This is a genomic window from Flavobacterium sp. (genome assembly GCF_036741995.1).
In the GTDB taxonomy this organism is placed as follows: Bacteria; Bacteroidota; Bacteroidia; order Flavobacteriales; family Flavobacteriaceae; genus Flavobacterium.
On the sequence record NZ_DAINRG010000017.1, the window covers coordinates 15,881 to 40,681 of the forward strand.

19 protein-coding genes are annotated in these 24,801 nt (G+C 38.4%); 18 read left to right on the forward strand and 1 reads right to left on the reverse strand.

Translation table 11 applies throughout. The annotated features are described in order from the left end of the window. Positions 1-82 precede the first annotated feature (82 nt). From V7D82_RS07205 to V7D82_RS07280, 16 genes are all read left to right on the forward strand, one after another. Positions 83-2,374: an NADP-dependent malic enzyme gene (locus V7D82_RS07205; protein WP_333600305.1), complete on the forward strand. Its 2,292-nt coding sequence runs from the start codon at positions 83-85 to the stop codon at positions 2,372-2,374. 83 nt (positions 2,375-2,457) lie between these two features. Further along, positions 2,458-3,039, forward strand: a complete 582-nt coding sequence (gene ruvA, locus V7D82_RS07210) for a Holliday junction branch migration protein RuvA (protein WP_333600306.1) — start codon at positions 2,458-2,460, stop codon at positions 3,037-3,039. A 3-nt stretch (positions 3,040-3,042) separates the two neighbouring features. After that, positions 3,043-10,281 (forward strand): T9SS outer membrane translocon Sov/SprA, encoded by a 7,239-nt coding sequence (gene sov, locus V7D82_RS07215; protein WP_442902381.1) that lies wholly within the window; start codon positions 3,043-3,045, stop codon positions 10,279-10,281. Between the two features lie 78 nt (positions 10,282-10,359). Further along, positions 10,360-10,740 carry a glycine cleavage system protein GcvH gene (gene gcvH / locus V7D82_RS07220; protein ID WP_333600307.1) on the forward strand — a complete coding sequence of 127 codons (381 nt, stop codon included), beginning with the start codon at positions 10,360-10,362 and terminating at the stop codon, positions 10,738-10,740. Next, the gene (locus tag V7D82_RS07225; RefSeq protein WP_333600308.1) at positions 10,733-11,125 is read left to right on the forward strand and encodes a VanZ family protein; all 393 of its coding nucleotides are present in this window, start codon (positions 10,733-10,735) and stop codon (positions 11,123-11,125) included. The genes gcvH and V7D82_RS07225 overlap by 8 nt, the downstream gene beginning before the upstream one ends. Before the next feature lie 47 nt (positions 11,126-11,172). Next, positions 11,173-11,916: a deoxyribose-phosphate aldolase gene (gene deoC / locus V7D82_RS07230; protein ID WP_333600309.1), complete on the forward strand. Its 744-nt coding sequence runs from the start codon at positions 11,173-11,175 to the stop codon at positions 11,914-11,916. Between the two features lie 17 nt (positions 11,917-11,933). After that, on the forward strand, positions 11,934-14,054 hold the full coding sequence (locus V7D82_RS07235) for a gliding motility protein RemB (protein WP_333600310.1): 2,121 nt from the start codon (positions 11,934-11,936) through the stop codon (positions 14,052-14,054). Positions 14,055-14,407: 353 nt separating this feature from the next. Continuing rightward, positions 14,408-15,025 carry a fasciclin domain-containing protein gene (locus V7D82_RS07240; protein ID WP_333600311.1) on the forward strand — a complete coding sequence of 206 codons (618 nt, stop codon included), beginning with the start codon at positions 14,408-14,410 and terminating at the stop codon, positions 15,023-15,025. Positions 15,026-15,326: 301 nt separating this feature from the next. Further along, positions 15,327-16,229 (forward strand): heme o synthase, encoded by a 903-nt coding sequence (gene cyoE / locus V7D82_RS07245; RefSeq protein ID WP_333600312.1) that lies wholly within the window; start codon positions 15,327-15,329, stop codon positions 16,227-16,229. Between the two features lie 2 nt (positions 16,230-16,231). After that, on the forward strand, positions 16,232-16,822 hold the full coding sequence (locus V7D82_RS07250) for a cytochrome c oxidase subunit 3 (protein WP_333600313.1): 591 nt from the start codon (positions 16,232-16,234) through the stop codon (positions 16,820-16,822). Positions 16,823-16,865: 43 nt separating this feature from the next. Further along, complete coding sequence (locus V7D82_RS07255; protein ID WP_333600314.1) at positions 16,866-17,897, forward strand: cytochrome c oxidase subunit 3; 1,032 nt, start codon at positions 16,866-16,868, stop codon at positions 17,895-17,897. 19 nt (positions 17,898-17,916) lie between these two features. Then, positions 17,917-18,273: a cytochrome C oxidase subunit IV family protein gene (locus V7D82_RS07260; RefSeq protein ID WP_333600315.1), complete on the forward strand. Its 357-nt coding sequence runs from the start codon at positions 17,917-17,919 to the stop codon at positions 18,271-18,273. Between the two features lie 77 nt (positions 18,274-18,350). Next, positions 18,351-19,007, forward strand: coding sequence for a hypothetical protein (locus V7D82_RS07265; protein ID WP_333600316.1), 657 nt, complete (start codon positions 18,351-18,353; stop codon positions 19,005-19,007). A gap of 12 nt (positions 19,008-19,019) precedes the next feature. Continuing rightward, on the forward strand, positions 19,020-19,700 hold the full coding sequence (locus V7D82_RS07270) for an SCO family protein (protein ID WP_333600317.1): 681 nt from the start codon (positions 19,020-19,022) through the stop codon (positions 19,698-19,700). Next, positions 19,693-20,286 (forward strand): DUF420 domain-containing protein, encoded by a 594-nt coding sequence (locus V7D82_RS07275; RefSeq protein WP_333600318.1) that lies wholly within the window; start codon positions 19,693-19,695, stop codon positions 20,284-20,286. Before V7D82_RS07270 ends, V7D82_RS07275 begins: the two co-directional genes overlap by 8 nt. 22 nt (positions 20,287-20,308) lie before the next feature. Then, positions 20,309-20,518 (forward strand): hypothetical protein, encoded by a 210-nt coding sequence (locus V7D82_RS07280; RefSeq protein WP_333600319.1) that lies wholly within the window; start codon positions 20,309-20,311, stop codon positions 20,516-20,518. 3 nt (positions 20,519-20,521) lie between these two features. Here the strand turns inward: V7D82_RS07280 and V7D82_RS07285 are convergent, their stop codons facing one another. Further along, positions 20,522-21,913 carry a DUF4403 family protein gene (locus V7D82_RS07285; RefSeq protein WP_333600320.1) on the reverse strand — a complete coding sequence of 464 codons (1,392 nt, stop codon included), beginning with the start codon at positions 21,911-21,913 and terminating at the stop codon, positions 20,522-20,524. Between the two features lie 163 nt (positions 21,914-22,076). Between V7D82_RS07285 and V7D82_RS07290 the strand changes: the two genes are divergently transcribed. Both V7D82_RS07290 and V7D82_RS07295 read left to right on the forward strand, forming a co-directional pair. Then, positions 22,077-23,456 carry a TolC family protein gene (locus tag V7D82_RS07290; protein WP_333600321.1) on the forward strand — a complete coding sequence of 460 codons (1,380 nt, stop codon included), beginning with the start codon at positions 22,077-22,079 and terminating at the stop codon, positions 23,454-23,456. A 3-nt stretch (positions 23,457-23,459) separates the two neighbouring features. After that, the gene (locus V7D82_RS07295) at positions 23,460-24,788 is read left to right on the forward strand and encodes an efflux RND transporter periplasmic adaptor subunit (RefSeq protein ID WP_333600322.1); all 1,329 of its coding nucleotides are present in this window, start codon (positions 23,460-23,462) and stop codon (positions 24,786-24,788) included. Positions 24,789-24,801 lie beyond the last annotated feature (13 nt).

The following is a 24,801-nucleotide window of genomic DNA, read 5'->3' on the forward strand; positions in this document are numbered from 1 at the left end:
AAATAAATGTTTAAAAGAAACCCTCAAAAATTTCCTTTTTACATTCAGTCTCCTACCTTTGTAGTTCGCAACAAAAAAGACAATGAACAAATACAGTAAAAGAAGAGAAGCACTATTATATCATGCCAAACCAACGCCGGGTAAAATAAAAGTAGTCCCTACCAAAAAATATGCTACCCAAAGAGATTTATCTCTGGCTTATTCGCCGGGAGTTGCTGAGCCTTGTTTGGAAATTGCCAAAGATGTAAACAACGTTTATAAATATACTTCCAAAGGGAATTTAGTAGCTGTTATTACTAATGGGACTGCCGTTTTAGGATTAGGCGATATTGGTCCCGAAGCCTCAAAACCGGTAATGGAAGGCAAAGCCTTACTCTTTAAAATTTTTGCTGATATTGATGTTTTCGACATTGAAGTGGATACTAAAGATGTAGAAGCATTTATTGCTACCGTTAAAAATATCGCACCCACTTTTGGAGGAATTAATCTGGAAGATATCAAAGCCCCGGAATCTTTCGAAATTGAAAGACGCTTGGTAGAAGAATTGAACATTCCGGTGATGCATGATGATCAACACGGAACAGCCATCATCTCTTCGGCAGCTTTGTTGAATGCATTAGAGTTGGCAAAGAAAAAAACGACCAATGTCAAAGTAGTTGTTTCCGGAGCTGGTTCAGCGGCTTTGGCCTGTGCCAATTTGTATATGTTATTGGGTGTAAAAGCTGAAAACATTATCATGTTTGATAAAGACGGAGTACTGTCTTCAGAAAGAACTGATTTATCTGATTTGCAAAAAAAATACGCTCACGGCAAACCCGGAACTTCTTTAAAAGAAGCCTTAGTCAATGCCGATGTTTTCCTGGGACTTTCCGCCGGAAATATATTGTCTCCCGATATGTTATTGGGAATGGCCAAAGACCCTATTGTCTTTGCTATGGCCAATCCAATTCCTGAAATCGATTATGATTTGGCAATTGCTACCCGAAAAGATATTATCATGGCAACCGGTCGTTCAGACCATCCTAATCAAGTAAATAATGTACTTGGGTTTCCTTATATTTTCCGTGGCGCACTTGATGTAAGAGCTACGAAAATCAATGAGGAGATGAAAATGGCAGCCGTTCATGCTTTGGCAGAATTAGCCAAAGAACCGGTTCCGGAACAAGTGAATATTGCTTATGGTGAAATGCGTTTGAACTTTGGCAAAGATTACATCATTCCAAAACCATTTGACCCAAGATTGATTGCTGTGGTAGCACCGGCTGTAGCCAAAGCGGCCATGAATTCAGGTGTTGCTTTGCATCCGATAACCGATTGGGATAAATACGAAGAAGAACTATTAGACCGTTTAGGTTCCGATAATAAAATGGTTCGTTTGTTAACCAACAGAGCTAAAACAGAGCCAAAACGTGTTGTTTTTGCTGAAGCCGATCATTTAGATGTATTGAAAGCAGCGCAAATTGCCTACGAAGAAGGCATTGCTCATCCAATACTTCTAGGAAACCGGGAATTGATTTTGGAACTCAAAGAAGAATTAGGTTTTGATGCTGAAGTGCCCATCATTGATCCAAAAACCAAAGAAGAAGACAAACGCAGAATGAAGTATGGCGATATTTACTGGAAAGCTCGCCAACGAAGAGGGATTTCACAACTTGATGCCCAACGATGGATGCGTGAACGCAACTATTTTGCCGCAATGATGGTAAATGAAGGCGATGCAGATGCGATGGTTTCAGGTTATTCCAGAAGTTATCCGTCAACGGTAAAACCGCTGATGCAATTGATAGGGAAAGCGCCCGGCATTACGTTGATTGCCACTACAAATATGATGATGACCAATCGTGGTCCGATGTTTTTATCGGATACGGCCATCAACCCAAATCCTACTGCCGATGAATTGGCCAAAATTGCTTTGATGACCGCTAAAACTGTTAGAATGTTTGGGATGGAACCCGTTATTGCTATGGTTTCGTTTTCAAACTTTGGTTCGTCAGCGCATGAAAGTGCTTCCAAAGTGAGGGAATCAGTAGCGTATTTGCATAAATATTATCCTGATTTAATTGTTGATGGTGAAATTCAAACCGACTTTGCTTTAAATCCGGAGATGCTGAAAGCAAAATTCCCTTTTTCAAAATTGGCCGGAAAGAAAGTAAATACGTTGATTTTCCCCAATTTAGAGGCAGCAAACATTACTTATAAACTGTTGAAAGAGTTGTACAAAGTTGATTCTGTAGGACCTATTATGTTGGGCATGGAAAAAGCGGTTCATATTTTTCAATTGGGAGCCAGCGTAGAAGAAATGGTTAACATGGTGGCCGTTGCAGTGGTTGATGCGCAGGAAAAAGAGAAAAGGAAAAAGATCTCAGCGCAATAGTTTTGGTAATATTGAAGAGATATAGCGTTGAGATTTTGTCAATTAAAGAATTTCGCTATATTTGGAATTAGATTTCAAACAAAATGATAGCACACATTCAGGGAAAATTAGTGGAAAAATCGCCAACCGAAGTAGTCATTGACTGCAATGGTGTTGGTTATCACATTAATATTTCGTTGCATACTTTCTCGCTACTCCCCAATGCTGATTTTATTAAGTTATTCACGCACCTTCAAATTAAAGAAGATGCACATTCTTTGTTTGGTTTTGTAGAAAAATCAGAGAGAGAATTGTTTAAATTATTATTGTCGGTTTCCGGAATTGGTGCCAGTATTGCCAGAACCATGTTGTCGTCTTTAGATCCAAAACAGATCATACAAGCCATTGCCAGTGCCGATGTAGGAACCATCCAATCTATAAAAGGAATTGGAAGCAAAACAGCACAGCGGGTGATACTCGATTTAAAAGAGAAAGTGTTAAAAATCTATGATTTAAGCGAAATTTCGACATCCCAACACAATATTAACAGAGAAGAATCGTTATCTGCTTTAGAGGTTTTGGGATATGTTAGAAAGAATGCGGAAAAAGTGGTGGATAAAATCATAAAAGAAAACCCGGAAGCAACTGTTGAAACAATAATCAAACAAGCATTAAAAAATTTATAATTCTTGAAAACAATATACTTTACCAAACCATTTTTAAACTTCAAAAGGGTACTCTTTGGGCTAGTTTTATTGCTTAGTGCTTCCGTTTCTGCACAGGTAAATGAAACGGCAAAAGACAGTTTAGGCTATTCAACGGGAAAAGTCGAAATAAAAAACCCGAATAGTATAGTTAATGCTTACACTTATGATCCTGCCACCGACAGATACATTTACACGAGTACTTTTGAAGGATTTAACATCAATTACCCCATTATTCTAACGCCAAAGGAATACGAAGAATTGGTGTTGCGCGAATCCATGAGGGATTATTACAAACAAAAATCGGATGCGATTGACGGAAAGAAAGATGGTAGCGATGCCAAGAAAAAAGATTTATTACCACGATTTTATGTGAATTCCGGTTTCTTTGAAACCATTTTTGGGTCCAATACCATTGATGTAAAACCAACCGGTTCTGTTGAAATGGACCTAGGTGTGCGCTATACCAAGCAAGATAATCCTTCTTTTTCACCAAGAAACAGAGCGCAAACTACCTTTGATTTTAATCAAAGAATCAATATGAGTTTGATGGGGAAAGTGGGAACGCGTTTGAGCGTAAATGCCAATTATGATACGCAATCCACCTTTGCTTTTCAGAACCTGATTAAATTAGAATACGCCCCAACGGAAGATGATATTATTCAAAAGATAGAAGTTGGTAATGTGAGTATGCCACTTACGAATTCTTTGATACGCGGTGCCCAGAGTTTGTTTGGGGTTAAAGCCCAATTGCAATTTGGGAAAACCACGGTAACCGGTGTTTTCTCGGAACAAAAATCACAAACCAAATCGGTTACGGCACAAGGCGGGGGAACGATTCAGGATTTCGAATTATTTGCCTTGGACTATGACGCTGACCGACACTTTTTCTTATCGCAATATTTCAGAAATAAATACGATCAGGCGCTTCGGAATTATCCTTTCATAGACAGTAGAGTACAAATTACCAGAATAGAAGTATGGGTAACCAATAAACAAAATAGGGTTAGTACCACCAGTAACAATTTAAGGAATATTATCGCTTTACAAGATTTAGGAGAAGCACCATTAACCGGTTTGACCAACAATCAGGTGGTAGCGGTTACGCCGCTTCCTGGAAACTTCTTTGATGCCGGAACGGATTCGCCAACCGATAATACCAACAACAAATACAATCCAGCTTTAATTACCGCTGGTGGCGGTTTATTAAATTCCAGTATTAGAGACATAGTTACTTCAAGTGCCGGTTTTAACAATCCGGTTGATGAAGGGACAGACTACTCAAAATTGGAAAACGCCAGAAAACTGGCCGCTAATGAATTCACTTTTCACCCACAGCTAGGGTATATTTCGTTACAACAAAAATTAGCCAATGATGAAGTATTGGCCGTTGCTTATCAGTATACTATTGGTGATCAGGTTTATCAGGTGGGAGAATTTGGTACAGACGGTGTCGATGCTACAGTAGTAACTGGAAGTGGTACCTCTTCAGAAGCTGTTTCCTCTCAGAGTTTGATTTTGAAAATGTTGAAAAGTAACTTGACCAATGTTCAAAAACCAATCTGGAACCTGATGATGAAAAATATTTATCAAATTCCGGGAGCGTTTCAATTGCAACAAGAGGATTTTAGATTTAACATTTTATACACCGATCCTTCTCCTTTAAATTACATCACGCCAGCTAACGGAACCTCTCCTTTACCAGCTGATGTGGCCGAAACGCCTTTGCTAAAGGTTTTCAATGTTGATAAACTGAATTTCAATAATGACCCGCAGGCCGGTGGAGATGGTTTCTTTGATTTCATGCCGGGACTTACCGTTGACCAACAGAACGGGCGATTAATTTTTACGACTGTAGAGCCTTTTGGTAAACATTTGTTTGAAAAATTGAGAACGCTGCCGACCGAAAATTATAACGGTGATACAGCCAACTTAGCCGACTTTAATTCCAACCAAGCAAAATATGTTTTCCGTACTATGTATACCAGCACACAAGCTGGTGCTTTGCAAGAAGCCGATAAAAATAAATTTCAATTAAAAGGACGATTTAAATCCTCCGGTGGAGATGGAATTCCGATTGGAGCTTACAACGTTCCAAGAGGTTCGGTGGTGGTAACTGCAGGCGGAAGAGTGTTACAGGAAGGTATTGATTACAGCGTAAATTATCAAGCCGGTAGAGTACAAATTCTAGATCCATCCTTGCAGGCTTCTAATACACCGATTCAGGTTTCGGTTGAAAACAACTCTACTTTTGGGCAACAAACCCGACGTTTTATGGGAGTTAATGTGGAGCACAAATTTTCGGATAAATTTTTATTAGGCGCTACCTTGATTAAAATGACCGAAAAACCGTTTACCAGCAAATCAAATTATGGACAAGAGTCTGTAAACAATACTATTTTTGGTTTCAATGGTAATTTTTCAACGGAGGTTCCCTTTTTAACAAGATTGGTAAATAAGTTGCCTAATATTGATACGGATGTTCCGTCTAACTTCTCCTTAAGAGGGGAAATAGCTTTCTTAAAACCGGACACACCAAAAGCCGACCGTTTTCAAGGAGAATCTACGGTTTATGTTGATGATTTTGAAGGATCCCAAACGACCATTGATATGCGGTCTCCGCTATCCTGGACATTATCCAGCGTTCCGAAATGGCAAGCCGGTGTTACAGGTTATCAGGATTTTAATTCCACCGCAGTTGATTTAAGTTATGGCTACAAAAGAGCCAAAATGAGTTGGTATACTATTGACCCTACCATTTATGTGCAAACACCGGGAGATATTGGTACCGATGGAGTTTCCTTAAACAGTACCCGTAGAATTTTTATCAGCGAACTATTTCCTAATCAAGATTTAGCACTTGGACAATCCACTGTAATCAACACGCTTGATTTGACTTATTATCCTAATGAAAGAGGGCCTTACAATTATAACCCGGAAGCACTGAATTCATCCGGTTTTAGTGATCCGACAAAAAACTTCGGGGGTATTACAAGGGCTATTAACTCTACCAATTTCGAACAAAGTAATGTAGAATACATCCAGTTTTGGCTTATGGATCCGTATTATGATCCGGGAAATCCTTCCGCTCAAGCCAATTCCGGTAATGCTGGAAAACTATTTTTCAACTTAGGAGAAATTTCAGAAGACGTTTTAAAGGACGAACGTAAACAATATGAAAACGGATTACCGGCGAGTAGTACTTCTCAAACATTGACCAATCCAACGGTATGGGGGAAAGTACCATCGTCACAATCGCTTATTTATGCTTTTGATGCCGATGGGTCTAACCGTGATGCTCAAGACGTCGGGTTTGACGGGATTAACGATGATGCCGAAAAAGCTTTGCCGAATATAGCTCCGGGGTTTGCTGCTCAAAATGACCCGGCAGCCGATAATTATCAGTATTTTTTAAATGCTTCCGGTAGTGTTTTTGATCGTTACAAAAATTATAATGGGGTACAAGGGAATTCACCAGTAAATGTTTCTGACAACAACAGAGGCTCTACAACGCTTCCCGATGTAGAAGACATCAACCGTGATAATACCATGAATACGGTCAATGCCTACTATGAATACCAAGTGGATATCAATTCAACGATGGATGTGGGAACGACTAATTTTGTTACCGATAAAGTAGAACAAGATGTTCAATTACCCAACGGATTAACCACACGAGTACGTTGGTTACAATTCAAAATCCCGGTAACGCAGCCCACGAATACCATTGGGAGTATAACCGATTTTCGTTCTATCCGTTTCATGAGGATGTTCATGACAGGTTTTAACCAGCCGATTACCGTTCGTTTTGGTGCTTTGGATTTAGTTCGTGGCGAATGGAGACGATATGATAAACCGTTTGATGCGCTTACAGATTCGGATACAGATGATACCGGGACAAATTTTGACGTGCTGTCAGTAAGCATCCAGGAAAATGCTCAAAGAGATCCTATCCACTACGTATTGCCTCCGGGAGTAGTAAGAGAAGTAAGTCCTAATGGGAATCAAGTCATCAGTCAAAATGAGCAGTCGCTTTCGTTGAGAGTTTCAGGAACAGTTGGATTGGAAGCGGGAGATTCGAGAGCCGTATTTAAAAACGTAAGTGTTGACATGCGTCAGTACAACAAATTAAAAATGTTTTTACACGCTGAGGCATTAAAATCGGACACCACTCCGTTACAAAACAATCAGATGTCAGCTTTCATTCGTTTTGGAAATGACTTTACCGATAACTACTATGAAGTTGAGATTCCGTTACAAGTAACACCACTTTTACCGGCACCTACCGCGGCAGATCAAATATGGCCTGAACTTAATAATATTGATTTGCCTACAGGTTTGTTGTCAAAACTGAAAATTTTAGCCATGAGTGCTGCGCCAGGTGATTTTGTGGATGGTGTTTTGTATAAAAATGACTTTGATTTAGATCCATCGCTTGCCGGGAATACGTCTCGTGGATCGCTTAGACTTGGAGTAAAAGGAAATCCAAACTTTGGTTTAGTAAGAACCCTGATGGTGGGTATAAGAAACAGAAGTACACAACCGATTAGAGGTGAGGTATGGTTTAACGAATTGCGTTTGGCCGACATGAACAACAAAGGTGGTATGGCTGCGGTATTAAATATGGATACCAACTTAGCTGATTTTGCCACGGTTTCTGCTACCGGAAGAATGAGTACCATTGGTTTCGGAGCTTTGGAACAAGGCCCACAAGAAAGAAGCAGAGAAGACACTAAACAGTACAACATAGTAACCAATCTTAGTTTGGGTAAATTATTGCCAAAGAAATGGGGCATCAATTTACCGTTCAATTATGCTATTGGCGAAGAAACCATTACTCCAGAATATGATCCGTATAATCAGGATTTGAGACTGCAACAATTGTTGGACAACACTCCCGATGCTGCTGCAAGAGCTAATATCACAAACAGAGCAATTGATTATACAAAGAGAAAAAGTATCAACTTCATCGGAGTTAAAAAAGAAAGAGCACCGGATCAGAAACAACATATGTATGATCCAGAGAATTTAACGCTTTCGTATTCTTATAATCAAGTTGAAAAACACAATTACGAGATAGAAAACTATATGGATCAACAAGTCAATACCGCTGTTGATTACACGTTTTCTTTCCAGCCGAAAGCAGTGGAGCCTTTTAAGAAAAATAAATTCTTTAAGAAAAGCGAGTATTGGAAACTTTTGAGTGATTTCAATTTCAATTACCTGCCGGCGAGTATTTCGTTTAGTACCAATATTATTAGACAATATAACAGACAGCAGTTTAGACAAGTGGATGTGTCAGGAATTGCTTTAGACCCATTGTTTAGAAGAAATTATATGTTTAATTACCAATATGGATTTAATTACAACATTACAAAATCATTGAAAGTTAACTATACGGCTGCATCCCATAATATTGTGCGAAACTATATAGACGATAACAACGTAGTGGATGACAGCAACACGATTTGGACCGATTTTTGGAATGTTGGGCAAGCCAACCAGCACAACCAACAGATTGTAGTGAATTATGATTTGCCAATCAACAAAATCCCATTTTTAGCTTTTGTTAAAGCCAGTTATTCTTATACCGGAGATTACAATTGGCAAAGAGCTTCTTTGGCATTACAATCTATCGAAGCCAGTGATGGTAGTACCTATAATCTTGGAAATACTATTCAAAATGCCGGAGCGCACAAGTTGAATACAGCATTCAACATGGAGACATTCTATAAATACATCGGATTGGGTAAAAAACCGGCTACTCCGGCAGCCAAGCCTATAGGTTTGCCAAAACCAGGTGAAAAAATAACAAATACTAAAGTGCAACCGGCAAAATCGGCCAATGTGTTTTTAGATGGTTTGAAAGGTGTTTTGACCAGTGTGAAAAATGTTCAGGTTAATTACACCCGAAACGAAGGAACTGTGCTTCCGGGATTCTTACCCGGCTTAGGGTTCTTTGGTTCGGCAAAACCGTCTCTTGGTTTCGTTTTCGGTTCCCAAGAAGATGTACGTTATGAAGCGGCAAAAAGAGGTTGGTTAACCACTTACCCTGATTTTAACCAAAACTATACTCAGGTGGTGACCAAAACATTAGGGATGACTGCCAATGTTGATTTGTTTCCTGATTTCAAGATTGATTTAACGGCCGACCGAACGTATGCCAGCAATTACTCGGAACAATATGATGTTACTGGCGGAGATTATAACTCCAGATCACCATATACCACCGGTAACTTCTCGATTTCTACCGTGATGCTGAAAACATCCTTTAAGAAAAGTGATGAACTGGGTTCTTCTGCTTTTGATGAATTTAGAAATAACAGAATCATTATTGCCAATCGTTTAGCGGCTGCAAGAGGGATTGATATAACGAACCCAGCCAACTTAGATGCCGAAGGTTATCCTTTAGGCTATAGCAAAAATAGTCAGGCGGTGTTAATTCCGTCCTTGTTAGCAGCTTATACAGGTTTATATTCTTTTGGTGCGGGCGAAACGGCGAAGAGCATTTCATTAGACGCCTTCAGGAATATTCCAATACCAAATTGGACTGTAAAATATAGCGGATTGATGCGTTACAAATTCTTTAAAGACAATTTCAAACGCTTCTCTTTGCAACATGCTTATAGAGCTTCCTATACGATTAATTCTTTCCGTTCTAACTTTGATTATGATCAGCATCCGGGCGAAATTGATCCGAATACCGGGAATTATTATAACAAAACCATTATTGGAAACATTAACTTAGTGGAGCAATTCAATCCTTTGGTGCGAGTTGATTTTGAAATGAAAAACTCGTTCAAAATCCTGGCCGAAGTGAAAAAAGATAGAAGTTTATCGATGAGTTTTGATAACAACTTATTGACCGAAGTACAAGGAAAAGAATACGTGATCGGTTTAGGATACCGTTTCAAAGATGTAATTTTCTCCTCAAAATTGGCCGATAACCCAACGGGAATTATCAAAAGTGATTTGAATGTTAAAATTGATTTCTCGTATAGGAATAACAAAACCATTGTCCGTTATTTAGATTACAATAACAATCAATTGGGTGGTGGACAAAACATTTGGTCAGCCAAACTGACAGCGGATTATTCACTTAGTAAAAACCTAACGGCGATTTTCTTCTATGACCATTCGTTTTCGAAACCGGTTATTTCAACTTCGTTCCCATTAACCAATATTAAAGCCGGATTTACGTTGCGCTACAATTTTGGAAATTAATTAAACTTTTGAAACATTCCTTTTAATAATCTCTGCAGAAATTATACTTTTGAGGAAAATTAATAAACAAGCAAACTAATGAATATACCAAGCAATTTAAAGTATACAAAAGACCACGAATGGGTTTTAATTGATGGCGATATTGCCACTGTTGGCATCACCGATTTTGCTCAAAAAGAATTAGGAGATATCGTTTACGTTGAAGTAGAAACTTTGGATCAAACATTGGACAAAGACGAAGTTTTCGGAACGGTAGAAGCCGTAAAAACTGTTTCCGATTTGTTTTTGCCGCTTTCCGGAGAAATCATTGAATTCAATGACGCATTAGAAAGAACTCCAGAAGATGTCAATTCTGATCCTTATGGGAAAGGATGGATGATTAAACTAAAAATCGCCAACGCGGCTGAAGTTACCGAATTGCTTTCGAGCGATGCTTATAAAGAACTTATTGGTGCGTAAAAAAACAATTTTCGGTTTAGCAGTTTGCTGGACTGCCTTAATTGGTGTTTTGTGCTTGATGAAGTTTGGCGAATTGCCAACCGTTCATGTTTCGGGAGTCGATAAATACGTTCATTTTACATTTCATTTTGTGTTCACCATGCTCTGGGGGTATTACTTATGGCTCGAGCAGGATAAAACAGATTTGAAGCTCATTGTAAAAGTGCTGTTGATTTCCTTAAGCTACGGAATACTAATTGAGTTCTTGCAGGAAACCTGTACCACAACACGCCACGCCGATATCTTTGATGTGTTGGCCAATTTAACAGGAGCCGCCGCCGCATTATTTTTCTTTATTCTTTATAAAAAAAGAAAAGAAAGTAAAATACAATCACCAAATAGCTAACAAAGAAAGTCCCGATGTAAGTCGGGATTTTTTTTTACTTTTATCCCATGAATATAAAGCAATACCTCGACTCCACTTATTTGAAAACCGCTGAGCAAAGTGGTTTGTCCGAAAAAGACAATGATACCATTGTAAAAGGGTTTATTAAGGAAGCCATTGATGAAAGTTTTAAACTCATCATGATTAGACCGGATAAAGTGAAAATGGCCAAAGAAATGATAACCAAAGCCAAATCAAAAGTGTTGGTAGGAACCGTGATTTCATTTCCGGAAGGCACCAATACTCTAGAGAAAAAGCTGGAGGAAGCCATGCAGGCCATTGAAGATGGTGTAGATGAAATTGACTTCGTGTGCAACTATGAGGCGTTTAAAAGCGGTGCTATTGATCTGGTAAAGAATGAAATTTATCAAGGCACCAAATTAGCTTTCGAAAATCATAAAGTCGTGAAATGGATTATTGAAGTGGCCGCACTGACGGATGCGCAAATCATTCAATTTTCGACACTGATTAAGAATGTCATTATTTCCAACTTTAAAGAAGACTACTTTTCAAATGTATTTGTGAAATCTTCCACAGGTTTTTTCAAAACCGAAAACGGTTTGCCCAATGGCGCCACAGTACATACCATCATTATGATGCTCGAAAACGCTTCACCACTTCCGGTAAAAGCTGCCGGTGGAGTGCGAACTTATGAAGAAGCGCAGGAAATGATTCGCTTGGGTGTAAAACGAATAGGGACTTCAGCTGCCAAAACTATTGCGCACGGAGGAACGGCTTCAAGCGGTTATTAATTTATTATTCCAAAAACATGAAAAAGATAATTCCCTTTTTAGTATTGTTGTTTTGCAGTGTAGTTTCCAACGCACAAGTGACTCAGAAAATAAGCGAAAGACTTCCGGTTTTTCCGGCTTGCGAAGGCTTGCAGGCACAAGCATTGGAAACTTGTTTTAACAGTCAGGTTCAGGATTTTGTATATAACAATTTCAAAGTGCCCGACAATCTGAAACAAAACAATTACCGAGGGAATGTCATCGTACTCTTTGAAGTTACGGACATAGGGAACTTTGTGGTAACCTATGTTGATGCTAATGAAGAATCATTAGTAGCTGAAAGCAAAAGAGTTTTTGGTAAACTACCAAAGATAAGTCCGCCAACCTATAACGGAAATCCAACCTATGCCAAATACACGATAAAGATTGCGATTCCGTTGCAAAGTGCTGCCGAAGTTCAGGCGCAAAAAGAAGCGGAAGCAGTAGCTGAGAAAGCCTCCAAAATCTACAAACCATCAGATAAATATTTATCAGAATTGGATAGTGTGAAGTACAAAAAGTTCACCAATCCGCAGTTTGAAAGTCATTTGAACATTCCTTTTTCGCATAGTTATTATTCGCAGTTTGATGACGAAATGAATCAGGTGGGTGCTAATAATCACACGGCTTCAAAACCTTATTCTTATGCAGAAGTTGCCAAATATTACAATCTGAAAGAAGAAAACCAAAAGCTGTTGAAAAACAAGCAAGAGTGGTGGGGACGGAAATTTTGGAATGAAAATTTAGTTGAAATCCAAGGCGAAGATTACTGGTTTACGCTGAATCCGATTATTGATTTGCAAGTGGGGAAAAGCGACCCGAGTGCGGCCAATTATACGTTTATCAATACACGTGGCATTCAGTTTAATGGTGGTTTAGGAAAGGATTTAAATTTTACAACGACCATTTATGAAAGCCAGGGAAGGTTTGCAGATTATTTCAACCGCTATGCCGAATCGATAAAACCGGATGGTGGCGACCCGGCAATTATTCCCGGTATTGGCATTGCAAAACCTTTCAAATCGGATGCTTATGATTTCCCGATGGCCGAAGCTAATTTAGCGTATACGCCTAGTAAATTCATTAATATCAATTTGGGGTACGGTAAAAACTTTATAGGCGATGGCTACCGTTCCTTATTGTTGGCTGATGGTGCGAGCCCGTATCCGTATTTCAAATTGAATACTACCTTTTGGAAGATAAAATACACTAACATTTACACTTGGCTCAAAGACGTGCGTCCCGAAGCTACGGTAGACAGAACTTATGCTACCAAATTTGCCGCCAGTCATTATTTGAGTTTGAATGTGACTAACAATTGGAACTTGGGCTTTTTCGAATCGGTGATTTGGACGAATAAGAACAATCGTGGATTTGATATGAGTTTTGTGAATCCGATTATTTTCTATCGTTCAGTAGAGTTTGAATCTTCGGCACGAACCGGGAATGCCATGTTGGGCTTGACTTCTAAATACAAATGGAACAATCAGGTTAATTTTTACGGACAGTTCTTGTTGGATGAATTTTCATTAAGCGATATGAAAGCCGGCAAAAAAAGCTGGAAAAACAAATACGGTTACCAATTAGGGGCCAAATACTACAACGCTTTCAACATCAAAAACCTGATGCTGCAGATAGAGTACAACCATGTGCGCCCTTATGTGTACTCGCATAGTGATGTGATTACCAATTATGGACACAACAACCAAAGTTTAGGCCACCAATGGGGAGGAAACTTTAAAGAATTAATCGCGATTGCGCGTTACCACAGCGGACGTTATTTTGCCGATGCCAAATTCACCACCGGACTTCGCGGTTTGGATTTTGATACCGCTACCGATAGTTATAATTATGGCGGGAATATCTACAAAGATTATGAAGAAAACCGCCCCTATGACGAAGGGGTAACCATTGGGCAAGGAAATAAAACCCATGTGTTCATAGCGGATATTCAAGCTGGGTATTTGATAAATCCGGCTACGAATATGAAACTGTTCGGTAGTTTTATTTACCGAAATTTCAATCCGGCCACTGAAACAGCCACGACGATTAAAGAAAGCACTACTTGGTTTTCCGTTGGGTTGAGATGCGACATCTTTAATTGGTATTTTGATTATTAGATTATAGCCTAAATTTTCATCTGCATAAACGGAATGGTTTATCCGCATTAATTTAAAAGATTGCAAAAAGGTATTCGTAATGTAAAGAGTACCTTTTTTTTAATAACAAACTATTTATACCTAACAGGTTTTGGTAATCTTTTTATCTATTAATAAACGATTGTTAATTTAATATTAAAGTTTTATTGGTGTAAATATTTTGTTTAACTTTGGGTTAAAATAATTAAACAAACTATAGTTTTTTTATTTTACTCCATCTCTATATCCTGCTAATGTTTTTAAAGCCATTTTTTGGTTTATTATTTTAATAGAAATCAACAATTTCAATAATATTAACATTAAAAACATTCACCATGAAAAACAAAATTTTCAATCCAATTACTGCCTTAAAGGCATTAGTATTACTAGTTCTTATTTTGTTTAGTTTTTCATCTTGTTCTACTGATGAAAACACATCTCAGGAAACAGCATCAAAGCTCTCAATAAAAGAGACTTTTGATTCGCTCAATCGTTCACCGGCTCCTGGAAGTTCATCAATTGCCGGAATAGCGGTTAATGGCGGGTTTAATGAATTGGTTTCTGCTCTGGTATATGTAGATTCTGAACTTGATACCGGACTTGTAAATCTTTTTGCCAACGGAACAGATCAATATACTGTATTTGCGCCAACCGATCAGGCATTTCAAAATTTATACGCCGCATTGAACGTTACTAGTATCACTGATCTTCCGGCGCCATTAGTACGTGATGTTTTATTATATCATGTTGTTGAAGGAAGACGTGCCGCTAATAGTGTTGTTCCCAAAAAAGGAATCCGTCAAATAACAACGCTTTTAGGAAGTCAATTTTCAGTAACTCCAAGTGGTTCTATTACCGCTATTGGAAGCACCGCTAATATTACTGCAGCCAATATATCAGCCTCTAACGGGATTATTCATGTTGTAGATACAGTATTGCTCCCAATCAATTAAAAAAAAATAAAAACTTGTAAAGTAAAAAGAGGTCAATTAGCAGGCCTCTTTTTTTATTCAATTTATCCTTGTTATAATAGTCTTCGCGTGATGGTATACTGCCGAAATGACTAAAGGAAACAAAACATCCAAAATAGCCCCGATAGGAGCGAGCTACCTTGTAGCGTGGATAGCGGGAGCATAAGTGAAAGAGAAGAAAAACAAGTGCTTCTGAAAACAATAAAAATGCAAAATATACCTCAATATTTTTTTGTCAAATCGTTTTCTATAAAGTACCTTTGCGCCAGTTTTAAAACCACTGATGAACGCTACCACTGCTCCATTTTCCATAAAACAAATTGCGATTGATTTTAAAGAAATCACCAAGGCAGGTTTGGCGATTAGCGTGGTGTTTTCTTCTATAGCCGGTTATCTTCTCGGTGTGGTTAATTTTCAGGATTTAAAAGTTACGACTTTATTGATGCTGGCTCTTGGCGGTTACTGTATGGTGGGCGCTTCCAACGCTTTCAATCAAGTGATAGAAAAGGACCTGGATGCTTTGATGGACAGAACCAAAAATCGTCCGGTGGCTTCGGGCAGAATGTCGCCGAATCACGCGTTGTTTGTGGCGAGTTTGCTGACTATCGTTGGTTTGATTCTCTTGTATTTGATTAATCCGAAGTCGGCCATGTTTGGGGCGATTTCCATCTTTTTATATACCAGCATTTATACGCCGTTAAAGGTGTATACGCCACTTTCGGTTTTTGTTGGGGCTTTTCCCGGAGCAATTCCGTTTATGTTGGGCTGGGTAGCGGCTACCAATAATTTTGGTATCGAAGCCGGAACACTTTTCTTAATTCAGTTTTTTTGGCAGTTTCCTCATTTTTGGGCCATTGGTTGGTTTCTTTATGAGGATTATGAAAAAGCAGGTTTCTTTATGTTGCCTACAGGGAAAAAGGACACATCAACCGCTTTACAAACTATTTTGTATTCGGTTTGGTTGTTGGTGGCATCCTTACTACCTTGCTTGGGATATACAGGAAGATTATTTATTTCGCCCGTTGCGGCAGGAATTGTATTTTTGCTCGGACTTTGGATGATTTTTTATGCTGTGAAATTATACCAATTAAGAACCGCCAAAGCCGCCAGAACTTTGATGTTGGTGAGCGTTTCTTATATCACTTTGTTACAGTTAGTTTATATTATAGATAAATTTTTAAGATAGTTATGGCAACAATACCAATGACCGCCGAAGAACACAAAGCCCGTACCTCAAGATCCTACAAATTGTTATTGTGGTTCGCCATGATGAGTATGATGATGATGTTTGCCGGCGTAACCAGTGCTTTTGTAGTGAGTAAATCCAGAGAAGACTGGATGAAAGATTTTCAATTACCAACAGCTTTTTATTTCAGTACCCTAACGATAATCCTGTGTAGCGTTACGTTTCATTTGGCCAAAAAAGCCATTCAAAAAGACAACAGAACCGCCACGACGAACTTCCTTTTGCTGACTTTAGGACTTGGAATTGCTTTTGTGGTTTTACAATTTATAGGGTTTGGGCAAGTGATGGATGCCGGCTATTATTTCACCGGTCCGGAGAGTAATATTGCCACCACATTTTTGTATGTAATCGCTGTGTTGCACTTGGCTCACCTTGCCGGAGGGCTGATTTCGCTTTTAATCATAATTTATAATCATTTTAAACAAAAATACAATTCAAGTCAAACGCTTGGAATTGAGCTAGGTGCGATGTATTGGCACTTTCTTGATTTCTTATGGATTTGTTTGTTTTTCTTTTTATATTTCTTTAAATAAGAAAAAAAATCTAAATTTGGGAACTTTTTAACTAATAACTTTTATGGGAGCGACAGTTACTACTGCTAATAAAACAGAAAATACTTGGGGTGGCGGAAACGAGCCAATGGGCGCTAGTTATGGCAAATTGATGATGTGGTTTTTTATCGTATCGGATGCTTTAACTTTCTCTGGATTCCTGGCTGCTTACGGATTTTCAAGATTTAAATTTATCGACAATTGGCCTTTAGCCGATGAGGTGTTTACGCACTTTCCGTTTATGCATGGGGTGGAAGCACCAATGTACTATGTGGCCTTGATGACTTTTATTCTGATTTTCTCTTCGGTAACTATGGTATTAGCGGTGGACGCCGGACATCAAATGAAACAAAAGAAAGTGGCATTTTATATGTTGCTGACCATTGTTGGAGGTTTAATCTTCGTTGGCTCACAAGCCTGGGAGTGGAAAAACTTCATTCATGGAGAATACGGAGCTGTTGAAACCAAAGGTGGAAGCATCATCCAGTTTGTTACCAAAGAAGGAAAAAGAGTAAAACTAGAAGACTTCGCGGTTAAACTTCCGGGACAAAGAGAAGAATTGACCAGAAGTAAAGGGAAATGGTTCATGAAAGATGAAGAAACACTTTCTACTTATTCTGTTGCTGAAGTACAGGCCGGTTACAAAGCGCATCCTGAATTATTAGTAAGAACTGAAAAAATCTACAGAGATACCGAAGAAGACCGAAAAAACACTAAGCTTCAACCGGGATTAAATCATAACAAACACAGAGAGATTTTAACTAGAGCCGAATCGGATGTTTTGGTTGGGAATGCTCATTTAGTGGTAGAAGGTGCCAACCTGAAAAGAAACGAATACGGAAGCAAATTGTTTGCCGACTTCTTTTTCTTCATCACCGGATTCCACGGATTCCACGTATTCTCGGGAGTGGTTATCAACTTTATTATTTTCTTGAATGTTCTTTTGGGAACGTATGAGAAAAGAAGGACTTATGAAATGGTAGAAAAAGTGGGTCTTTATTGGCACTTTGTCGATTTAGTTTGGGTATTCGTATTTACATTCTTCTACTTAGTTTAATTTTTAGAAAGCTTACATTATGTCACACGCACACGAACATGTATCAAATACCGGCAGAATTTGGAAAGTATTTTTACTTTTATCTGTTGTAACCATAGTTGAGGTAACACTAGGGATTATAAGACCTGAAGCCTTATTCATGCACAATTTTTTAAGCATGAACTTGTTGAACTGGGTTTTCATCATACTAACGCTTTATAAAGCTTACTATATTGTTTGGGCTTTCATGCACATGGAAGGTGAAAAAAGTAGTTTACGCTGGGCCGTAGTTGCCACCGTTATTTTCCTTGTATTATATTTACTATTCATACTTCTTACAGAAGCAACTTATGTTTATGGGGTTTTTAAAGATTCTACCATTAAATGGAATTTTTAACACTATATTAATTCAAAAAGAGTCCCGATAACAATCGGGATTTTTTTATTTTTGTACATCAGTTTTTCGTAATTAAAATGAAAAAAAATATTGTCCTCTTCGTACTGTTTGTTTTGCCAATTGTAGCCTATCTTTTCTTTGCTTCGGGCGTAAACAGTTTTATCACTTTGCCTACCATTACCAAAACGATACCGGATGTAAACCCACAATGGAAATCCTTAAACGGAGAAGCGGTAACGTTAAATAAAAAAATAACCATCTTAGGATTTGCCGGCGAAAACCTAATGGAGAACAGCGGTAATTTTTTCACGCTCAATCAAAAAATATACAATAACTACAGTCCTTTTAAAGACTTCCAGTTTGTTTTTATAGCTCCGGAAGGAACGCAGCCACAAGCACAGAAACTATTGAAAGAATTGGCCAAGATTTCCAATGTTTCCCGCTATCACTTTGTGTTTGCTTCGACTGCCGAGATTCAGACGTATTTCAATAGTTTAAAACTGTTAGGCAAATTGGATTCAAAATTCGGAACACCTACAGTTTACATCATTGACAAAAAGAGAAATCTTCGTGGCCGAAAAGGCAAAAGCGTTCAGGGTGAGCCGGAATATAAAGAAGGGTACAATACAGCATCGGCTGCAGAACTGCATAACGATATGGTGGACGATGTGAAAATTATATTAGCAGAATACCGTTTGGCGTTAAAAAGAAACAATGCCGACCGTCAAATTTAGAGCATACAAAAAATGAAAAAGTCATATATCGGATTAGCGTTTATCATTTTGGTTTTCGGAATTATTTTTATTCCCAAAATTGTAAACAGAATAAGTAATGGAACCGTAGTGCAAGGAGACCGTTTGGATGCGGTTTCCAATCATAAAAATTCGGATACGGGTTTAATGAAAGTGGGTCCGGCACCCAAATTTGTATTAACCGATCAAAACGGAGCCAAAATTTCCAACGAAACCTATTTAGGGAAAGTATATGTGGTGGAGTTCTTCTTTACGACTTGCCCTTCTATTTGTCCTATCATGAATAAAAATATGGTGGACATTCAAAACGAATTTTTCGGCAATCCCAATTTCGGAATCGCTTCGGTTTCTATAAATCCGGAACATGATACTGCCAAAATTTTGAAAGAACACGCCGAAAAAATTGGTGTGAAATCTTCCAATTGGCATTTGTTGACCGGAGATAAAAAATACATTTACGATATAGCCAATAAAGGTTTTAATCTGTATGTGGGTGAAAACAAAAACATTACTGCCGGTTTTGAACACTCGGGACTTTTTGCCCTGATTGATAAAAAAGGGAATATTCGTTGCAGAAAAGATAAATTCAACAATCCGATTCTATATTACGATGGATTGGATGCCAAAGGAGTTAAAGCCATTACAGAAGACATAAAAAAACTATTAAATGAGTAATTCGGGAAACCAAACGTTAGAGAAAAAGTTTAAAGGATCTATTATTGCGGTATCGATACTAATTCCTGTAGCCGTAGCTATTTTGTTTACGGTTAAACTAAAAGATTTCGGAATTCAGGTAGAACCTTTGTCGTTTTTGCCGCCCATTTATGCTTCCATTAATGGTTTGACCGCTATGCTTTTAATTATGGGCGTATTGGCTATCAAAAATGGCAACAGAAAGGTGCACGAACGCCTGATGACAACAGCTATTGCCTGTTCGGTTATTTTTTTGGTAATGTATGTGGCTTATCACATGACCGCCGATTCTACAAAGTTTGGTGATATTAATGCAGACGGAATGCTTGATGCTACAGAAAAAGCTAACGCAGGTGCTTCCAGATATGTTTATTTTTTCATCCTGATTTCGCATATCATATTGTCAGTTGCCATTATTCCGCTAGTGTTGTTTACCTATGTAAGAGCTTTGGCTGAGCGATTTGACAAACATAAAAAATTAGCAAAAATCACTTTCCCGCTTTGGTTGTATGTGGCTGTAACAGGAGTTGTAGTGTATCTTATGATTTCACCGTATTATGCGAATTAATTGTAAAACCTTATTTATTGGATTGTGTTTTTTCCTGATAGGAATGACTACTAATGCGCAATGTGCTATGTGTCGCGCGGCTTTAGAAAGCGAAGGCAATAAAACAAAGGTAGAAGCGGTGAATGACGGCATAGTTTTTCTAATGGCTATTCCTTACATCCTAGTAGCAGTAATCGGATTTGTAATCTATAAAATGTATTACAAAAAAGAGAAGGTTGAAAGTCCAAAATAAACCTTAATCCATTCCGTCAATTTTCACACTCATTTTGCCGGTAGTAGTAATAAAAGCAATGATGGCTTTGTCGGTAACTTCTACTTTTTCGAATTCGAAATCATTCATCGTTCCGTTAACAAAAACGCCTTTCATCGGAGAGAAATTGTTCAGATATGGCAGTAAGCTTTTCTTGCCATCTTCCAAATTTTCTTTGATAGAATAGCGACAGTTTTCCTGAATTTTTTTCAGAATAACGCCTTGCAGCAACCAATTAGCGGTTCGGGTCAAAATGCCTTTGGTGTTTAACACATAATCCATTTGCTCAAAGTAGATTTCTTTGGTAACCGTATTGTAATTTGGAATTCCCGAAAGGTATATCGTTCCATTGATGCTTCCGGTCATGTCAAGAGCAATGATGATTTTGCCATCTCTTTGCCATAAACCTACATTTTGTACCACAATTTTTCGGCTGCCGGCAGCAAATTCTTTGCCTTTAAAATTAGCGGTAATAAGTTGTGCCGCACTTTCATAAGTTGAAATGGCCGCTACGTTTGCCGTTACTTTATCCGGAACTCGAGTTACCGCTTTGAATTCAATGGCGGTTTTGTCAAAATTGTTTTTCGGTTTCAAACCTACCATGGTTTGCATGTTGCATTTTAAGCCCAAATCCATCTTGATTTCACTTTTATCTAAAACGGCATCGGTAACATAGACTTCTACCGGAATCAGTTTAAACCAGGTTTGGTATTGCTCACTGGTTAAAAATGGCGTGCTCATTTTTTCCAACACATCAAGCACATAAGGTTTGAAATCGCAAGAGTTTTCAATAGCATCGTCTATCTTTTTAGCCACTTTTGCCTTAAAAATAGAAAGCGTTGGATTGATGATATACGTAATCGGAACATTTCTTCCGGCTACCAATATCGATGGGCTTTCCGACCAATTGAAATCTTCTATTTTAGAAGTGGTTGACATTTTCCAATTCGATAATTTCACATCGCTAATCAAGGTAAATGTTCCGTTTAAATTAATTTCCCGCGTGTCGTTTAATCCCATGAAATCGGTTCCGTATTTGAATTTGGACCATATTTTCAAAGGAAGTATCGTTTCAATTTTACCGTTTTTCTCCACCAAACGAATGGGAGCCGTTTTGGTAATCTTCATTTCGGTATTATCATCTTCCAAATTGGAATCGTTGTAGATTTCGCCCGCTAAGGTTTTGTTCAACTGATTTTCAATTTCTTTCAAAGTAATTTCCAAAGGCATGTTGACAAACGAAGTCTTGGTTTTGTATACCATAGGCGTATCATCAGAAGGAAGCGGTTTTAAAGCCTCGATTTTTTGTGTGGTCGAACAACTGTTGAATAAGACAGCAAGCAATAGAATGGAAATAGTTGATTTAATAGAAGACATAATGCAAAATAAAATTTCGGCAAAAATAAAGTAAAATCGCAATAAACTTGTAACATAATCCAAAAAGTAAAGTCTAAGATTGTAGGTCTCTAAATTGTGGATTGAAAGACAAAAATTATATCTTTGTTTAGTCAGAAAATAGAGGTTCCCTAACCGATTTACTATGAAAAAAATACTGAAAAATTCTTTTGTACTCTTTTTTGTTTTGCTTCTGGGAGCCACCGCTTCGGCGCAAGTCAAAAAATGGACCATACAGGAATGTGTGGAATATGCACTAAAAAACAACATCTCTATCAAACAATCCGAATTGGATGTCAAAGCTACCGCGATAGATAAAAAACTGGCGGTTGGTAATTTTCTTCCGAGTTTAAATGTAGGAGCTTCGCACTCTTGGAATATTGGTTTAAACCAAAACATCACCACCGGACTTTACGAAAACCAAACCACACAATATACTTCAGCCAGTTTGAATTCGAATATTACGATTTACAATGGACTGCAAAATCAAAACCGTTTGCGAAGAGCTAAAATGGCTCAACTGGGCGCACAATATCAATTGACCAAAATGCAGGATGATATTTCATTATATGTGGCCAATGCGTATTTGGACATTCTTTTCAACAGAGAGAATTTAAAAGTGCAACAAGCTCAGGCCATTAATGATGACAAGCAATTAAAGCGTTCTCAGGAATTGGTTGATGCCGGAGTTGTGCCCCGTGGCGATTTATTAGATATGAAAGCTACCGTGGCTGCCGACAAACAAAAGGTAGTAGCCGCCGAAAACAGCTTGTTGATTTCGAGATTGAGTTTGGCCCAATTACTGAAATTAGACGATTTTCAAAATTTTGACATAGCCGATGTGGACATGGAAGCAAAACCAAGTCCGGTCATGGCAGAAACTCCCGAAGCTATTGTAGAAAAAGCCAATCAGGTTCGTGTGGAAATCAAAATCGCACAGAGCAATTTAGACCTGGCGGCCAAAGATATTAAGATAGCAAAAGGCGCCTTCCAACCTAGTTTGTCAGGGTTCTACAGTTTCAGCACCAGAGCCAGTTATACCGACAGAATCGTTGGACTTGACATCAATGGCAATCCGATAGTACAAGGGCCACTTCCGGTTTTTGAACAATTTAGCGATAACAAAGGACACAATTTTGGATTGGAATTGAGAATCCCAATTTTTAACGGGTTTTCGGCCAGAGGCAACGTGGACAAAAGCAAAATCAATTACGAAAAAACTAAAAATGCTTTTGACCAGGCCAAACTGGACTTAGAAACCAATGTTTACAAAGCCATCACGGATGCTAAAGGCGCGTTGAATACGTATGAAGCGTCACTCGCAACTGTTGAAGCCCGTCAGGAAGCCTTCAATTATGCCAAAGAAAAATACGCCGTAGGAATGATGAATGCCTTTGATTTTAATCAGTCGCAAACGCTTTTCACCACGGCGCAATCGGATGTTATCCGTGCCAAATACGATTACATCTTTAAAATGAAAGTAGTCGAACTTTATTTTGGAATCCCAATCATTCAAAAACAATAAATCATGTCAAAAAAGAAAATATACTGGTTAGTCGGAATCGTAATTGTTTTAATTACTGTGTTAATTGTATTGTCAAAAAAAGGAATCATTGGCAATCATGACGAAGGGGTTGAAGTAGAAACTGCCGCGGCAGACCAAATCACCATAGTAGAAACTGTTTCCGCCACCGGAAAAATCCAGCCTGAAATTGAAGTGAAAATCTCTTCCGAAGTTTCCGGGGAAATCATTGCATTGCCGGTAAAAGAAGGACAGGTAGTGAAAAAAGGAGACTTGTTGGTCAAAATAAATCCGATGCTTTATACTTCGGGATTGAACCGTTCGGTTTCTAATTTATCAGGAACCAAAGCCGGTTTGAGTCAGGCTGATGCTTCGTTTAAAGAAGCCAAAGCCAATTATGACCGAAACAAAACCTTATACGATAAAGGAATTATTTCCAGATCGGATTGGGACAAAGCTGTGGCTTCCTTTGATGTGGCCAAAGCCAGCAAACAATCAGCTTATTATAATGTAGAAAGTGCAGCGGCTACTGTAACTGAATCTAAAGACAACTTAGGAAGAACAACTATTTATTCACCGGCAGACGGAACAATTTCGTCACTTGGTGTGGAATTGGGCGAACGTGTTTTGGGAACGCAACAAATGACAGGAACCGAATTGTTAAGAGTAGCCAATCTTAATAATATGGAAGTTGAAGTAGATGTGAATGAAAATGATATTGTTAAGATTAATGTGGGCGACAGTACCAATATTCAAGTGGATGCTTATCTGAAAAAAGAATTCAAAGGGATAGTGACGAGCATTTCCAATTCGGCCAGCACTGCTACTACAGCGGATCAAGTAACCAATTTCAAAGTAAAAGTCAGAATCTTAAAAGAATCGTATCAGGATTTATTAGAAGGAAAGCCAGCGAGCTATTCTCCTTTCCGTCCGGGAATGACCGCTACAGTTGATATCATTACCAAAAGAAAAGAAAAAGTGATTGGCGTACCAATCAGTTCGGTTGTGATTAAATCCGATACTACAGCTACTAAGAAATTTGAAATCAAAGACCAAAGCGAAGCTGACAAAGTAAAAGCCAAAAGCGATAAAAAATACGAATGTGTTTTTGTGAAAGTAGGCAACAAGGCCAAAATCAGAGTCATTAAAACCGGCATTCAGGACGATACTAATATTGAAGTACTTTCCGGATTGAAGAAAGGCGACGTTGTGATTACGGGTCCTTATACAACCGTTACCAAAGACTTAAATTCTGGCGATAAAGTGACTGTCAAGAAAGGAACCGAGAACAGCAAGGATAAAAAAGGTTCTTCGATTACGGTTTCTACTAATTAGCATTATTAAACCT